A 15,195-nucleotide genomic window follows, 5' to 3' on the forward strand; every position below is an offset into this window, starting at 1 on the left:
TTCAGCAAAAAGGGAAAAAGATGAAGATAGATCATAAGACAGTTGAGTGGTTAGCTTATTTAGCCCACTTACACATTGATGAAGATAAAGTAATGTCTCAACAGATCCGCCTTGAAAATATGGCCGAAGTGATCCGTGATATTAGAACGGTTGATACAGAGGGTGTTGCGCCGATGACGAATCCTTTTGATGCGACATTAACGCTTCGCGCGGATGTTGTCACTGTCAAAAATGAGCGCGATGAGTTACAAAAGCTTTCTCAAAGTGTTGAAAATGGCCTTTATCTCGTACCACAAGTTCTTGATTAAGATTTTCAGTGAATACTGTTTGCAAGGGTAGATAAGCTTCAACCACTCATTATTCAATTATCCTTAATGATTGATTATGAATGGGATTTAAAAGGAAATCTATCGAGCAATAACCTCATACGCATATTATCAACATCGTAATAGATTGTGATAGATAGTAATCAAAGCGTGCAATAATGAGGTTAAAACATTTAGATTAAAAAAGAGTATATTATGCATACACAGACAATTTCTGAACTTCGTCAACAGTTAGATCGTGGCGAGGTATCTGCTACTGAGGTAGCTTCTTATTTTCAACAACGAATTGAAACCTTAGAGCCGAAGCTCAATAGCTTTATTACAACGACATTTGATAATGCACAAGCAGAAGCAAAAGCCGCTGATGAAGCGATTGCTAAAAAAGAGACCGGCCTTTTAACAGGCATTCCTATTGCCCATAAAGATTTGATTTCTACAAAAGGCGTTTTAACAACGGCAGCGTCTAAAATGTTGAGTAATTATGCGCCCCCTTTTGATGCTACGATTGTAGAGAATTTACGAGCACAAGGGGCAGTCTCATTTGGTAAAGTGAATATGGATGAGTTCGCGATGGGCTCAACCGGTAAAACAAGTTTTTACGGTGTTACCAATAATCCTTGGAACACAGATCACGTGGCCGGCGGTTCATCAAGTGGATCGGCAGCAGCGGTAGCGGCAGGGTTAGTATTAGCGGCAACGGGATCAGATACGGGGGGCTCAATTCGTCAACCTGCAAGTTTCTGCGGTGTTACTGGCATTAAACCCACCTATGGCCGCGTTTCTCGTTTTGGAATGATCGCCTTTGCATCATCCCTTGACCAAGGCGGTGTTTTAGCGAAAAGTGCGGAAGATTGTGCGATTGTCCTCGAGGGAATGTCGGGTTATGATCCGAAAGATCCAACATCTGCAAATCGGGAATTGCCAGCATTTTCTAAAATGCTTGACCTCTCTCTAAAAGGGATCAAAATTGCATTACCGAAAGCTTTCTTCGATTGTGGTTTAGATGCGGCGACGGCAAAAGCGATTGATGAGACGCTTGCAATTTATCGTCAATTAGGTGCTGAGTTTGTGGAAGTAGATCTTAAGTATCACGATCTTGTCACGCCTGTCTACTATGTGGTTGCGCCGGCAGAAGCGGCGAGTAACCTTTCTCGATTTGATGGCATTCGTTATGGCTATCGGGCGGAGAATGTGCAAAATCTAGAAGAGCTCTATGATCGCACACGTACAGAAGGCTTTGGTCAAGAGGTGAAGAGCCGTATTTTAATGGGGACTTATGCGAAGACCGAAGTTCTCTATCAAGATTTCTTTATTAAAGGGCAGAAAGTTCGCCGCTTAATCGCCAATGAATATCAGGAAATTTTAAAAGAGGTGGACTTCATCGCAGGGCCTACCGTTGCCGGCGGGGCTTTTAGTAAAGATCACAAAGCTTCTAGTATTCAAAATTCACTGTTTGATGCAAACCTCATTGGTGCGAACTTAGCGGGTTTACCTGCATTAAGTCATCCTATGGGAATGAGTGATAATATGCCGGTTGGATTCCAATTAATTGGTAGAGCATTTGATGAGGCGCGGTTATTAGCCGCTGCACACCAATATCAATTAAATAGTGATTGGCATAAGAAACGCCCAGCAGACTTCGCTTAAGACGAAGCTGAGAGTGTTAATCGAACTATTAAAATAGAGTGAACTAAGTAGTAAAGCATATATATACATAATATATACATAATATATACACAATATTTGTATTACTACAAATGATCGCGCTCAATAAGAGAGCGCAAAAAGGATGATAAATGAGTTGGGAAATTGTAATTGGGCTAGAAGTCCATACTCAGTTAACGACAAAAACGAAATTATTTTCGGGTACAAGTACGCTGTATGGGCAACCGCCGAATACACAAGCGGGGATTTTTGATATTGCTTTACCCGGTGTGTTACCGCTTTTAAATGATGCTGTGATTGATAAGGCGATTCGTCTTGCGATTGCGACCAATGCAAATGTTGAACGCCGGACAATCTTTGAACGGAAACATTATTTTTACCCTGATTTACCGAAAGGTTATCAAACAAGTCAGTTGGATGCACCAATCGTCTATGATGGTCATTTAATGATTGAGACTGAAAATGGCCCTAAAAAGATTCGTATTAATCGCGCACATTTAGAAGAAGATGCAGGGAGTTCTCGTCACGGAGAAGTGCCGGGAATGACCGGAATTGATCTGAATCGTGCAGGAACACCACTACTTGAGATCGTAACCGAGCCTGATATTAGTTCTGCGGAAGAAGCGATTAGCTATTTACGGCAATTACATCAGATTGTGACTTGGCTTGATATTAGTGATGGTAATATGCAGGAAGGTTCATTCCGATGTGATGCAAACGTTTCTGTACGTCGCCCCGGTGAACCTTTAGGAACGCGGACAGAGCTTAAAAATATCAACTCGTTCCGCTTTATTGAGCAGGCGATTAATTATGAAGTGGCGCGTCAAATTAAGATCTTAGAATCAGGTGGTTCAATTGTCCAAGAGACGCGGCTCTACGATCCTGACAAGAACGAGACACGCTCAATGCGTGCCAAAGAGGAAGCGAATGATTACCGCTACTTCCACGATCCGGATCTTCTACCGATCATTATCCCGGAAGAGCGTATTGAAGCGGTTAAGGCTAACTTCCCCTTAATGCCGGAAGCATTGAAATCAGTATTGATGGAGAAATATGATCTATCAGATTATGATGCCGGCGTGATCGTTCAATCACGCGCAATGTCTAATTATTTCTTGGCTTTACTTGCTTTTGATGTCGATGCGAAGAGTGCAGCGAACTGGTTGTTAGGGGATGTGTCTGCTTACTTAAATGAGCAAGATATTACGATTGATGCTCTACCTGTGACTGCTGAACAGTTAGCTGGACTTTTGACGAGAATTGCAGATAAAACAATCTCTAATAGTATTGCGAAAAAAGTTTTTACTTTAATGATTGAGCGTCAAGCAACAGCGGATGCGATTATTGAAGCGGAAGGCCTGAAACAGGTGACCGATACAGGTGCGATTGAAGCTTGGGTCGATGAAGTGATTGCGAAAAATCCAAAACAAGTGGAGCAATTCAAATCAGGACAAACAAAAATCTTAGGATTCTTTGTGGGTCAGGTGATGAAATTGAGTCAAGGTAAGGCAGATCCTGCGGCAATAAATGCGCTTATTTCTGAAAAGCTGAGCTAATCAGTGAATAAATTTTACTCTGTACCTCTAATTTTTGTATAAATTCGTTATAAAAATATATTTATGCAAAGAAATTGGTGTAATAAGTTGTAAATTTAAAAAAAATAACAAATAGCCCTTAAAAGATCACTATCTTTTGAGGGCTTTCTTTTGGATCATCTATTTTAATAGATCATTTATCGATCTAATGATGCTTAATTTTAATGCTTCCATGCATATTGTAAATAGTTTTATAAAAAATAATTTTATTATAAATCAAGTATTAAGGTGGATTAGACCTGTAAAAACAGGAATGGCAACTGTTTTTGTAAAATTAAAAATAGAGAGTTTTGTTAATATTTGCTATACAATAAAAAAATTGTAGACAATTTTATTTGAATATATAAATAATTTTGTTATTATTTGTATGTAAAGTTTATTAAATTTATTAAAAAGATAGAAAATTTAGTGAATTTTAATAAATAGCATCACTGTTATTAATTTTATTGATAATTTTAGGCTATTTATATAATAAAGTTATTAACTATAATATTCAGCTTTAATTAAGTCTAAATTTATTAAAGATCCTATTAGGATCTCACTTATTTTATCACAAGGCTTTAATTAAAGGTTAGCAGAACAGAAGCGAGGCACGCTATGATCCCCATAGAAAGACATGAAGCAATATTATCGGTAGTGGCAGAAAAAGGTATTGCTACCATTAATGAGTTAATTGAGTTACTAGATGTATCTCACATGACTATTCGTCGAGATTTGCAGAAGCTTGAAAAGCAGGGGAAGGTGATTACTGTCTCTGGAGGTGTAAAAGCAGCTGAGCGTCTCTCATCGGAGTTATCACATAAAGTAAAAGAGACGATTAATGAGGATGGAAAACGTCTCATTGGTGCATTAGCCGCACAAGAAATTCCTGAAAATAGTTGTATTTTTTTAGATTCTGGTGCCACCACATTAGCTATTGCGCGTCAAATTAAGGATCGGGAAGATCTGACGATCATTACCAATGATTTTATCATTATGTACTATTTGATCGAAAATGGTCGAGGTAAGTTGATTCACACAGGTGGTACAGTTTGTAACAAAACTAATTGTAGTATTGGTGAGAGCGCAGCGAGAGGAATTGAAAATTATCTCATTGATATCGCTTTTGTCTCTACAGCTTCTTGGGGAATCAAAGGAATTTCAACACCAACAGAAGATCGAGTTCCTATTAAACGGATTTTACCTGATGTATCTAAACGCTTAATTTTAGTGGCAGACAATAGTAAATATGGTGCGGTTGCCACATATTTAGCATTACCTATTAGTGTATTTGATACAATTATTACGGATAAATCACTTCCTACTGATATTACGATGATGCTACATAATCGCAACATCACACTCATTACTGCTGAGTAGCGATGAGATATCTGTATCTGATTAGAATGTTACTCTGCTACTTGTAACCAATAGTAACGATATTGATCACGATAATCTTCAAGGCGAAGTTCTAATAGGGACTTCGCCTTTTTATTATTGTAATTAAAGTGGAGTGAAATCGTACTCTGATAACTATTGTAGATGGGTTGCTGATAACGTTGCATCACGGTATCAATTTTGGAGTTAAGTGCTCTCGTGGAAAAAAGAATAATGGGTTGATGAGCGGATTCTACAGTGGATTCTACGATAGATTTATTGAGGGTAGGTATATTGTGAGTAAATTGATTAGAAGATGGACTATGTGATGTCGTATCGCCGGGCATCTCAAAGAGAGAGTGAATAGGGAAGTAACGCCGGCCCTGATTAGGGTAGAGCAGTACAATCTGTCTTTCGGGCGATTGCTGCTGGATTGATTCGATATATTTCCGTGTCGCCGGCCATTCTCGATCTTCAATATCGGCAATTAGATAGAGATCGATCATCCTATAGAGGGTGATATGAAAAGCACAACTGCTTTTGATCATTGATAAAGGCTTGATCGTATAGTGGGGATTTACAGCCTGTAGTTGCCGACAATTGCCGGCCTGATTGATATAGCTCTGTAAAGCAGGTAACGTCCAAATAGGCGTATCAGGGTAAGCGGTCAAAATACTTTGCGTACCGCCAATATGCTGTTGATTACGTTTAGAGAGAATAAGCGTGTCAATATGGGTAATATTGAGATTTTTGAGCGTTGGATGAATAATATTTTTCCCCGCATCAAATTGGCGAAAGCGATTGCCGGTATCAAATAGCAGTGTGAAATCTGGCATTACTAATAAGAACGAGAGGCCTTCACCTACCGGCAATTGGTACATAGAGAGTTGGAAATCAGTTGTTGTAGAGGTCGTTGAACTATCGTGATCCGACTCATCTGTTCCGATCATCTGCTTTTCATCAGAACGGGAATGATTAGCTACTAACTGAGATCGTTGGATACTTTCTTTCTGAAATAAAACGCTCGATAGAATGGTTTTATCAACATCAGAAAAGAAGAGATGAAAGGAGATGATTATTGTAATCACCATTGTAATCATTACTGCAATCCAGATTGTTACAACCTTGCCCCTTAATTGAATAGTGGAGTGTCTACTAGAACGGTTCCCTTTTAAGTGAAAGCGGTATTGAAAGCCTGATAATCGTGAGATTGCGTGCCGAATAAAAGGGAATAGATAGAGCAATATTAATAAGCTTAAAGTGATTAATACTGCGATAAAAAGCGGAATTGGCCCAACTTCAATGGAGGCATAAGGTAGGCGCGCGCTCTGCATTATTAAATATTTTAGAACCGTAATCCCTTGATCAGCCACAAGGAGAAATGGGTGCGCGAATATGGGCGAGACCAAGTAGAGGATAATACCCACTAACAACGCTGGCATTACCATAATCGAGGTCCACGGAATGGCGATCAGATTGATAACGGGGCTAATTAGAGAAATTTCCCCAAAGAAGCTAGCAGTGAGAGGAATGAGTAGTAAGGATAAGGCTAATTGCGTGAGTAATAGTGCTTTTATCGGAGATTGAAATATCCTCGTGGAGAGTGTTAAAGTTATAACAGCCACAAAAGAGAGCCAAAATCCAGCCGTTAAGATTGCAAGAGGCATACATAACAGAATGATGAGAAGCGCTAATGCCACGCTATGAAGGCTAAAAATAGGTCGATTGATAATCAGTGTGAGCATTGCAATAGAGAACATAATGGCAGCTCGAATGGTGGGTAGACTCGTTCCTGCTAAAAGGGCATAATTCCACGCGACAATAATCGCAAGAATCGCCGCCAGCCGAAAAGGCTCTATGCATCGCACTTGTAAAAGCCCAAAGAGGATTCTAAACAGAATAAAAGCATAAAAGGCCGTTAAAGAGAGATGGAGCCCGGAGATTGAAACGAGATGAATCGTACCTGTTTTCCGAAGCGCTTGCCAATCGTATTGCGTTAATTCAGCTGTTTTACCCACTGATAGCGCACTTAAATAGGCACTATTGTTGTAATTTAAGGAGAGATAAGAGGCAATGTTGCTTCTTAGCTGCGAGATTGTACTTGGGGGAGAGATGAGGATAGGATCTGTTTTAAGTCTACCGTAACCTATTGTTTTTCTAGCGAGATACGATAAAATCCGTTCTCGATTACCGGGAATATTGCGAATAATGCGGGGTTTAATGTCGATGATTGCGTTATAGTGAGCTCCCTCTTGCAGTGTTGCTTTAATTTCTGGAGCAATATTGTAAAGCGTCACTTCTGCACCCCGTAGCATTTCTGATAACGGGGATGAAAGATCAGTATCTTCAGGTGCTTGTATCATTTTAACTTGCGTGATCTCAATAGTGGTACTCGTTGGGGAATGATTTCGTAAAACGGTAAATTCACTCTCGATCTGTAAGGGTAAGTGATGTTGAATTTGCCGATATTCAGATAAATATTGTGGATAGATAAAGAGTGCTATTAACATTCCTATGAGGAGAAATAAGCTATTTGCGATCGCTATTGTATGGCGTTTTATGAGAGCAATAATCAGCCCGAAGAGGAGTAATGCTATACTCAAAAAGAGAGTAAATTCCGTAGTGGTCGAATTCCAAGGGGATAAGATTAGCCAGAGAGCGGTAAGCGTCAAAGAGAGTGCGATTAGAATCATACGATAGGTTAAAAATATTGGGGAATGAGAAATGCGTAGTTATCTATGTTTCTTTAAAGCATAGTTATAATTGCATAAATGGGGGAAGCATATCGCTTAACTCAAGAATCAAAATTAGAGGCGTAGAACAGAATATGGGGCAGAAGATGGAGATAGAAGATGGGTCAGAAAATAAATAAAAAACAGAAAAAGCAGGGTTCCGGTCTAATCTGTCCTTGCCGTGTGAGCGAGGCTACAACCGGGCAAGATTCATTGCCTCAATATTGTGAGTGTTGTGAGCCTTACCATAAAGGGGCAAAGAGTGTGCTAACAGCGGAAGCATTGATGCGTTCCCGTTTCTCCGCCTTTGCGCTGAATTTAACGGATTATCTTTTGGCAAGTTGGCATAGCAGTACAAGGCCGGCAGTCATTGAAGATCAACAAGATATTCAATGGTTTTATCTCAAGATATTGGCAACTGAATCGAATATAGATCCCATAACAGAACAAAAGGTAGATTATGTGACATTTGAAGCCCGTTACCGCTTTGATGGAAAGGTTGGGAAATTTCGGGAGAAGAGTCGATTTATTCAGGAAGAGAATCAACTACGGTATATTGATGGAGTTTTCCTTGATCAGTGACTACCCACTGATCATTTTTGCGGTAACTACTAGGGATCACTTCTGATGCGTATTACTTATTCAGTATTGCTTATTAAATTTGAGTGCTATTTTTTGATAGCTATTTGCACTAAATTACTCGAGTCATCTATTTCAATTCAAGTTTGATAGTGGTAATTTTAATAAGATACGTGAAAAGATGACCAAGTTGAGACAGTAATAACTAACTTTTTAACACTATAGAATAATACACAGAGGAAAGAAAATGGTTCACAACCCTAAATATCGGTCACATACATCCACTCAAGGTCGAAATATGGCAGGTGCGCGTTCACTATGGCGTGCTACAGGGATGAAAGATGAGGACTTTAAAAAGCCTATTATTGCGATCGCGAACTCATTTACACAATTTGTACCAGGTCACGTTCATTTAAAAGATCTAGGGCAGATGGTTGCAAGAGAGATTGAGGCGGCAGGCGGTGTTGCAAAAGAATTTAATACCATTGCCGTTGATGATGGAATCGCAATGGGGCACGACGGAATGCTCTATTCATTGCCGAGTCGTGATTTGATTGCCGATTCTGTGGAATATATGGTCAATGCCCATTGTGCCGATGCCTTAATCTGTATTTCAAACTGCGATAAGATTACGCCAGGGATGTTAATGGCATCATTAAGACTCAATATCCCGACTATTTTTGTTTCAGGTGGCCCGATGGAAGCGGGGAAAGTCTTGTGGGAGGGTGAGAATTTAAAACTCGATCTCGTAGATGCGATGGTAATGGCGGCAAGTGATGATGCGCCAGATGATAAAGTCTCTGCCATTGAGAGCGCGGCTTGCCCAACCTGTGGTTCATGTTCAGGGATGTTTACAGCAAACTCAATGAACTGTTTAACAGAAGCCTTAGGGCTTTCATTGCCGGGAAATGGTTCATTATTAGCAACGCATGCGCGTCGGAAGGAGCTCTTTTTAGAAGCGGCAAGAACGATTGTGAAGATCACAAAAGATTATTATGAGAATGGCAATGATCAAGTATTGCCTCGCTCTATTGTTAATTTTAAAGCATTTGAAAATGCGATGATGCTCGATATCGCAATGGGCGGATCTAGTAATACTGTACTTCATTTATTAGCCGCAGCCCACGAAGCCAATGTCCCATTTTCAATGCAAGATATCGATCGTCTTTCTCGTAAAGTGCCACATCTTTCTAAAGTCTCGCCATCAACGCATCTCTACCATATGGAAGATGTCCATCGTGCCGGCGGTATCTACGGTATTTTAGGTGAATTAGATCGAGCAGGATTATTGCATACAGAACAGCCGACAGTTGCTGCACCCTCATTAAAAGAAGCCTTAAATGAGTGGGATATTGTTCGCTCTGAAAAACATCATGATTTCTATCGTGCAGCACCAGGCGGTGTTCGTACTACAGAAGCTTTTTCACAAGATCGTTATTTTGATTCGCTCGATCTCAATCGGGAAAGTGGTTGTATTCGGGATATCGCTCATGCTTATAGTCAAGATGGTGGGATTGCTATTCTCTATGGTAACTTGGCGACAGATGGTTGTATTGTCAAGACAGCTGGAGTTGATGCCTCAATCCTTAAATTTACCGGTAAAGCACGTGTATATGAGAGTCAAGATAGTGCTGTTGCCGGAATTTTAGGTGATGAAGTAAAACCTTGGGAAGTGGTTATTATCCGGTATGAAGGCCCGAAAGGGGGACCAGGTATGCAAGAGATGCTCTATCCCACTTCTTATCTGAAGAGTAAAAAGATCGATGCAGAGTGTGCACTTTTAACAGATGGTCGATTCTCAGGCGGTACTTCAGGGCTCTCTATTGGACATGTTTCGCCAGAAGCTGCGGATGGTGGATTAATTGCGGTTGTTGAGAATGGAGATGAGATTATTATCGATATTCCTAATCGCTCAATTCATTTAAATGTTGATGAACAAACATTAAAGGTAAGACTAGAAGCACAACGAGCAAAAGGATTTAAACCTGCGGAAGTACGGGCTCGTAAGGTATCAAATGCACTTAAAGTTTATGGCGCATTAGCTACTTCAGCTGCTTTTGGAGCAGTACGTGATGTTTCGCGGTTAGAGCAATTGAAGTAAAATTGAGCCTTAAAAAAAATCTATTTAATCCTCTCTTTTATAAAAGAAGGTTTTTAACTCAATATGTTATCTCAAATAGCAGTAATAGAATGAGATATTAAATAGTCTTTAAATAACCTTTAAATAAGATTTAAATAAGATTGAAGTTATTGATATATTGGATTATATCTCTATTCAGATATTTGGTTTTATAATTGGTGAATAAATTTTATTCATAATAGAGCTTGCGAAAATTAAAATATCCGATAAAATAGTCTCTCAATTCCTCGATAGCTCAGTTGGTAGTAGCACTTGACTGTTAATCAAGGGGTCCCTGGTTCGAGCCCAGGTCGAGGAGCCAGAATTGAAACCGAAGTAGCGAAAGTTACTTCGGTTTTTTGTTAGCTGACTATTGAGAGCCATTCAGTTTAGATTGATATAATAAGATCAGCTCAAAATAAGCGACATTTCAATGCCGGCGCATCAGCTGATCGAGGTGAGGAAGCTATTCTATCCGGCATCTTGCAAGTGTTGTTTAATATAGTTTGATATTTTTTAGGCTTGGGGCTTGTATATCATTTTAAAATCGGTATAATTAATCTCCTATTCCTCGATAGCTCAGTTGGTAGTAGCACTTGACTGTTAATCAAGGGGTCCCTGGTTCGAGCCCAGGTCGAGGAGCCAGATAGAAACCGAAGTAGCGAAAGTTACTTCGGTTTTTTATTATCTAATAGTTTTATGGAAATGCTGATTGCGTGGACCTATTAAGTTTGAAGATGTTAATGGATGCTTTTCATTGAATGATTGAAAGAGAGGACAATTACTTGCTATAGTAATCGATCAGTAGTTCTGTAAGCGCATAATAGATCAGAATAGTGATAAAATATCTGTTATTCATTTCATCATTCATTATTGATAAGTGTGATTGATTCAGAGTGATCAGCGAACTCTGTTGAATGAATAATTTGACTTACATTACTCACATTACTCAATAAACAGAGATCCGTAAGATTAGTATAATCATCCATCATCCGTAAATATTAATGATACGCTCGGAAGCGTGCCTTTAGGGAATAGAGAGAGCATGAGTGCAAGCACACACGAAATTAAAGAGTATGAATTAAAGCATCGCGGGCAAATTAAGCGTTTAACCAATAAGACTTTTAAATTTGATGAACGAATTGGCCAAGGTTGGTTTTCGGCCGTCTACTTTTTGAAAACTGCAGAAATTGCAAAGCAGTGGGCTCCAGAGCGTATTGTAACTATGCAATTCTTTCAGCGTAAAAATGGGGCTGTACTTTGCGGGATTGACGAAGCGATCTCTCTACTGCATACCTTTGCTCAAAATCCAGAAAAGCTTGAAATTTGGGCGCTCAATGATGGTGATCGTATTGATGCCTATGAAACCGTACTCACTATTACCGGTAATTATCAGGATTTTGGTTTCTTAGAAGGCATTATCGATGGCACACTTGCTCGCCGGACTTCTGTGGCCACTCATGTGCTAGAAGTCGTCGAAGCTGCCGGTGACAAAGAGGTGATTTTCATGGGCGACCGGGATGATCATTTTAGCCAACAAGCCGGTGATGGTTATGCGGCATTTATTGGTGGATCTAGCGCTCAAGCTACCCATGCGATGAATGAATGGTGGGGGATTGAAGGATTAGGTACAATGCCTCATGCCTTGATTCAGCTCTTCAATGGCGATACCTTAGAAGCCGCTAAGGCCTACCATAAAACCTTTCCTAATGACAAGTTAATGGTATTAGTGGATTACAATAATGATGCGATTGAAGAGTCATTGAGAGTTGCGCGTCACTTTGGAGAGAAGCTCTCGGCAGTGCGTATTGATACTTCTAATACGATGGTTGATCAATATTTTATGCGTCATCAAGATCAATTAGGCACCTTTGATCCTCGAGGGACGAATCCTACCCTTATTTTTGCATTGCGGGAGGCGCTCGATAGAGAAGGATTCCATAATGTGAAAATCGTTGTGAGTGGTGGCTTTAATGCCGAGAAAATTGCCCATTTTGAAAAGCAAAATACACCTGTAGATCTCTATGGTGTGGGCTCTAGTCTTCTGAAGGTGAATATTAGTTTTACCGGGGATAATGTTTTGTTAGATGGCAAAATGCAGGCTAAGGCGGGTCGTAAATATCGGCCTAATCCTCGCTTAGAACAAGTTTTTTATAACGAGAATGAAGTGAAATAACCTGTGAAATAAACTCCCCAATAAGGCTCAATGAATATGCAACAGAATAGGCAACAGATTCGTCAACCGCTTTCTGCAACAGAATTATCTCAATATCTTACTTATCTTGTTTCTTGGTTAGAGGAGGAGCTTCGCTATCGCAATGCCAAAAATTTTATTTTTGGTGTCAGCGGCGGGGTGGATTCTGCTGTGGTTGCGGGAATCATGGCGCGTTATTTTCCAGATAAATCGATAGGTGTTTTGATGCCATCACACAGTAATCCGCAAGATTTAGTGGATGCAGAGTTAGTGATGACACATTTTAATTTGCCCTATCATATTGTCGATTTGAGTGCGACTTTTGATCAGTTAATGTTAGCCGTAGGTGAGAAATATAATCGTACCGATGATGAATCAAAAGATCGGGTGATCCGAGGGAACAATAGTGCAAGATTACGAATGACCGCCCTCTATACGGTGGCGCAAGTGACGAATGGAATTGTCGTGGGAACGGATAATGCGGTTGAATGGTATACCGGCTATTTTACTAAGTTTGGCGATGGAGGTGTTGATATCGTACCACTCATTCATCTCGATAAAGCTGAAGTTTTCATATTAGCGAAGCTGGTAGATGTTCCTCAGGGCATTATTGATAAGAAGCCCTCAGCAGGATTATGGGATTCTCAAACAGATGAAGGTGAGATGGGTGTTACCTATGATGCACTCAATCGACATCTTCGTGGGGAATCAGTGAGTGATGCTGAATTGGAACGGATTCAATTTTGGCACGAGCGATCACATCATAAACGGGCATTACCTAGAATGCCCCATAAGCCGGTGATTGTAAAATCGTAACCCTCATTTTAATAGAAGATTTAAGGCAAGTACTCTAATAAGGAAATATGATTATAAATCATTAAGTTGACCTTCTTTTGATAAATAGTGCAATGGTTAAATTTTAGTAAATCTGTTATTATATTAATAATATTAATATTGTTATTATAATGAAGATGGATGACTGATAAATTTTAATAGATCATTCAATAAATTATTTATTATTCGTTAAACTATCATAAAAGAGAGTCGTATGAAAAAAATTCTTCTAGCAGGTATTGTTGGGGTTATTTTAGTCGGTTGTTATGATCAAGAAACACGTGATGAGATGAGCTATCTTAAACATCCTGATCGTGCACGGGAGATCTTAGAGCAGTGTGAAGCCCGTTTTGCTAAAGCGATGGATAAGCAAGATAGTAAAGCCATTATCGCTATTGAAAAAGATGCGAAATGCCGTGCCGCCGGAAAAGTTCTACATGAACTACGTCAGATGGAGCGTGAGGCAATGACTGAGACAAAATCAAGCCAAAAGGTGGCGACTCCGGCAACATCTCTCACGAATGCCCCTTCTAAACCTGCGTCTACAACGGAGCCTGTAATCGATGATCATGATAATGGTGATCAAACTGTAGTTGCGAAATCCTCAGAAAAAGCAAAACAGGCAGCGCAATTAGCCGATACGCCATCTCTTATGAGCAAAGCTGAGCAGGAAGTGATGCTAGAAGCGCAAAAATTAGTAGAAGAAGCGCCACAAATTTCAGAGCGATTGATGCAACAAGATCAAATTTTCCAAGCGCATAGTGAAGGGGAGCGCCTTGCTGCCTTAGCACATCATTCTGATCAATCTTCGCCTAAAGTGCATAATCGTGATGAAGAAAAATTAGAGGAAAATGTTGTTGATCAAGATGTCGGTAATGTAGAAGCAGTTAAGCCTCAAGAGGTTAAACCTCAATCTGAGATGAGAGAAGAGATGGCTGAAATGGTTGCGCCGGAAATTGCCATTACAGAGAACTCTATGCCACAAGTAGCAGGCGTTCATCCATCTTCATCGATAAATGAAGCGCAAGAAGATCGTGAGGCTGAGCACTTACGAGCTGTGACGGAACATAAAGAGCGACTCTATGCCGAACATGGTAACGATTGGCAAGCGGTTATGAATCGTTATATTGAGTCTGATTGTGCGCATGCAACCGGATACCCAACAGCTGAATGTGTAGCATTAAAAGACCATTATCATGAAGCAATGGCGCAAGGTCGAGAACAACTTTGGGAACAGAGTTTTTCAGAGTTATTGGGCGATGCCGCACAATATTGTCAAGAAAGTGCTTCTTCTAAACCGGTGAAAGGTTCAAGCTGTGAATTATGGCAAGATATGCGCGATGAGAAAGGAAAATTAACACTACTTGATTTAGATGTCTTTGGTGTTGAAGCACAATACACTACATTTTGTCAGAATAAGACAAGTACACTTTGCCAAATTTGGAATAATGTATGGCAAGATAAAAGCGCAGAGTTAACCGCTTACCTCAGTAATAATGATGCAGCTTTTAGTACAACCTATAATCGTTGCTATCAAGAGATTGTCGAGATTGATGATTCTTCAAGCTTACGTCGTGAAAAGATCGAAAAAGAGAAAGCGATTCGAACATCGACACCTTGTATGCAAGCCGCCGAAGCTTATCGTAACCGTCATTTAGGTGACCGTGCTTTTATGCATTCTGTTGAGATTAGCAAATAGCTTATAAACATATATAGTGAATTTGGTTTAAGAAAAGTAGCTTTTAAGTAGCTAGTGTGGGATTTTAAAAGAACATAAAACCGTACTCAATAACAG

10 protein-coding genes and 2 tRNA genes are annotated in these 15,195 nt (G+C 39.9%); 11 read left to right on the plus strand and 1 reads right to left on the minus strand.

The window, feature by feature from the left end; all coding sequences use genetic code 11:
• The first annotated feature begins 20 nt into the window (after positions 1–20).
• The 4 genes from gatC to WMO13_RS03805 all read left to right on the plus strand — a co-directional run bounded on the left by gatC (position 21) and on the right by WMO13_RS03805 (position 4,945).
• Complete coding sequence (gatC, locus tag WMO13_RS03790; RefSeq protein ID WP_026879150.1) at positions 21–308, plus strand: Asp-tRNA(Asn)/Glu-tRNA(Gln) amidotransferase subunit GatC; 288 nt, start codon at positions 21–23, stop codon at positions 306–308.
• Positions 309–521: 213 nt separating this feature from the next.
• Complete coding sequence (gene gatA, locus WMO13_RS03795; protein ID WP_026879149.1) at positions 522–1,973, plus strand: Asp-tRNA(Asn)/Glu-tRNA(Gln) amidotransferase subunit GatA; 1,452 nt, start codon at positions 522–524, stop codon at positions 1,971–1,973.
• A 149-nt stretch (positions 1,974–2,122) separates the two neighbouring features.
• Positions 2,123–3,547, plus strand: coding sequence for an Asp-tRNA(Asn)/Glu-tRNA(Gln) amidotransferase subunit GatB (gene gatB / locus WMO13_RS03800; protein WP_026879148.1), 1,425 nt, complete (start codon positions 2,123–2,125; stop codon positions 3,545–3,547).
• Positions 3,548–4,183: 636 nt separating this feature from the next.
• Positions 4,184–4,945 (plus strand): DeoR/GlpR family DNA-binding transcription regulator, encoded by a 762-nt coding sequence (locus WMO13_RS03805; protein ID WP_026878678.1) that lies wholly within the window; start codon positions 4,184–4,186, stop codon positions 4,943–4,945.
• Positions 4,946–4,974: 29 nt separating this feature from the next.
• Here the strand turns inward: WMO13_RS03805 and WMO13_RS03810 are convergent, their stop codons facing one another.
• Positions 4,975–7,545, minus strand: coding sequence for a ComEC/Rec2 family competence protein (locus tag WMO13_RS03810; protein WP_342386908.1), 2,571 nt, complete (start codon positions 7,543–7,545; stop codon positions 4,975–4,977).
• A 249-nt stretch (positions 7,546–7,794) separates the two neighbouring features.
• On the opposite strand from WMO13_RS03810, the gene WMO13_RS03815 reads away from it, so the two are divergent.
• From WMO13_RS03815 to WMO13_RS03845, 7 genes are all read left to right on the plus strand, one after another.
• The gene (locus WMO13_RS03815; RefSeq protein ID WP_051396165.1) at positions 7,795–8,256 is read left to right on the plus strand and encodes a YchJ family protein; all 462 of its coding nucleotides are present in this window, start codon (positions 7,795–7,797) and stop codon (positions 8,254–8,256) included.
• A gap of 244 nt (positions 8,257–8,500) precedes the next feature.
• Positions 8,501–10,354 (plus strand): dihydroxy-acid dehydratase, encoded by a 1,854-nt coding sequence (ilvD, locus tag WMO13_RS03820; protein ID WP_034855517.1) that lies wholly within the window; start codon positions 8,501–8,503, stop codon positions 10,352–10,354.
• 263 nt (positions 10,355–10,617) lie between these two features.
• Positions 10,618–10,694 (plus strand) — tRNA-Asn (locus tag WMO13_RS03825).
• Between the two features lie 246 nt (positions 10,695–10,940).
• Positions 10,941–11,017, plus strand: a tRNA-Asn gene (locus WMO13_RS03830).
• 421 nt (positions 11,018–11,438) lie between these two features.
• A complete protein-coding gene (locus WMO13_RS03835; protein WP_026878683.1) occupies positions 11,439–12,548 on the plus strand; it encodes a nicotinate phosphoribosyltransferase in 1,110 nt (369 codons plus the stop codon).
• A 36-nt stretch (positions 12,549–12,584) separates the two neighbouring features.
• Positions 12,585–13,382 carry an NAD(+) synthase gene (gene nadE, locus WMO13_RS03840; RefSeq protein WP_051396166.1) on the plus strand — a complete coding sequence of 266 codons (798 nt, stop codon included), beginning with the start codon at positions 12,585–12,587 and terminating at the stop codon, positions 13,380–13,382.
• A 232-nt stretch (positions 13,383–13,614) separates the two neighbouring features.
• A complete protein-coding gene (locus WMO13_RS03845) occupies positions 13,615–15,099 on the plus strand; it encodes a hypothetical protein (RefSeq protein WP_026878685.1) in 1,485 nt (494 codons plus the stop codon).
• Positions 15,100–15,195: the final 96 nt, after the last annotated feature.

Origin of the sequence: Ignatzschineria larvae DSM 13226, assembly GCF_038500265.1 — a bacterium.
Classification (GTDB): domain Bacteria; phylum Pseudomonadota; class Gammaproteobacteria; order Cardiobacteriales; family Wohlfahrtiimonadaceae; genus Ignatzschineria; species Ignatzschineria larvae.

Excerpts from the sequence above, each read along its gene's own strand:
- gatC (WP_026879150.1), top strand. The coding sequence starts at position 21 with ATGAAGATAGATCATAAGACAGTTGAGTGGTTAGCTTATTTAGCCCAC.
- gatA (WP_026879149.1), top strand. The coding sequence starts at position 522 with ATGCATACACAGACAATTTCTGAACTTCGTCAACAGTTAGATCGTGGC.
- gatB (WP_026879148.1), top strand. The coding sequence starts at position 2,123 with ATGAGTTGGGAAATTGTAATTGGGCTAGAAGTCCATACTCAGTTAACG.
- WMO13_RS03805 (WP_026878678.1), top strand. The coding sequence starts at position 4,184 with ATGATCCCCATAGAAAGACATGAAGCAATATTATCGGTAGTGGCAGAA.
- WMO13_RS03815 (WP_051396165.1), top strand. The coding sequence starts at position 7,795 with ATGGGTCAGAAAATAAATAAAAAACAGAAAAAGCAGGGTTCCGGTCTA.
- ilvD (WP_034855517.1), top strand. The coding sequence starts at position 8,501 with ATGGTTCACAACCCTAAATATCGGTCACATACATCCACTCAAGGTCGA.
- nadE (WP_051396166.1), top strand. The coding sequence starts at position 12,585 with ATGCAACAGAATAGGCAACAGATTCGTCAACCGCTTTCTGCAACAGAA.
- WMO13_RS03845 (WP_026878685.1), top strand. The coding sequence starts at position 13,615 with ATGAAAAAAATTCTTCTAGCAGGTATTGTTGGGGTTATTTTAGTCGGT.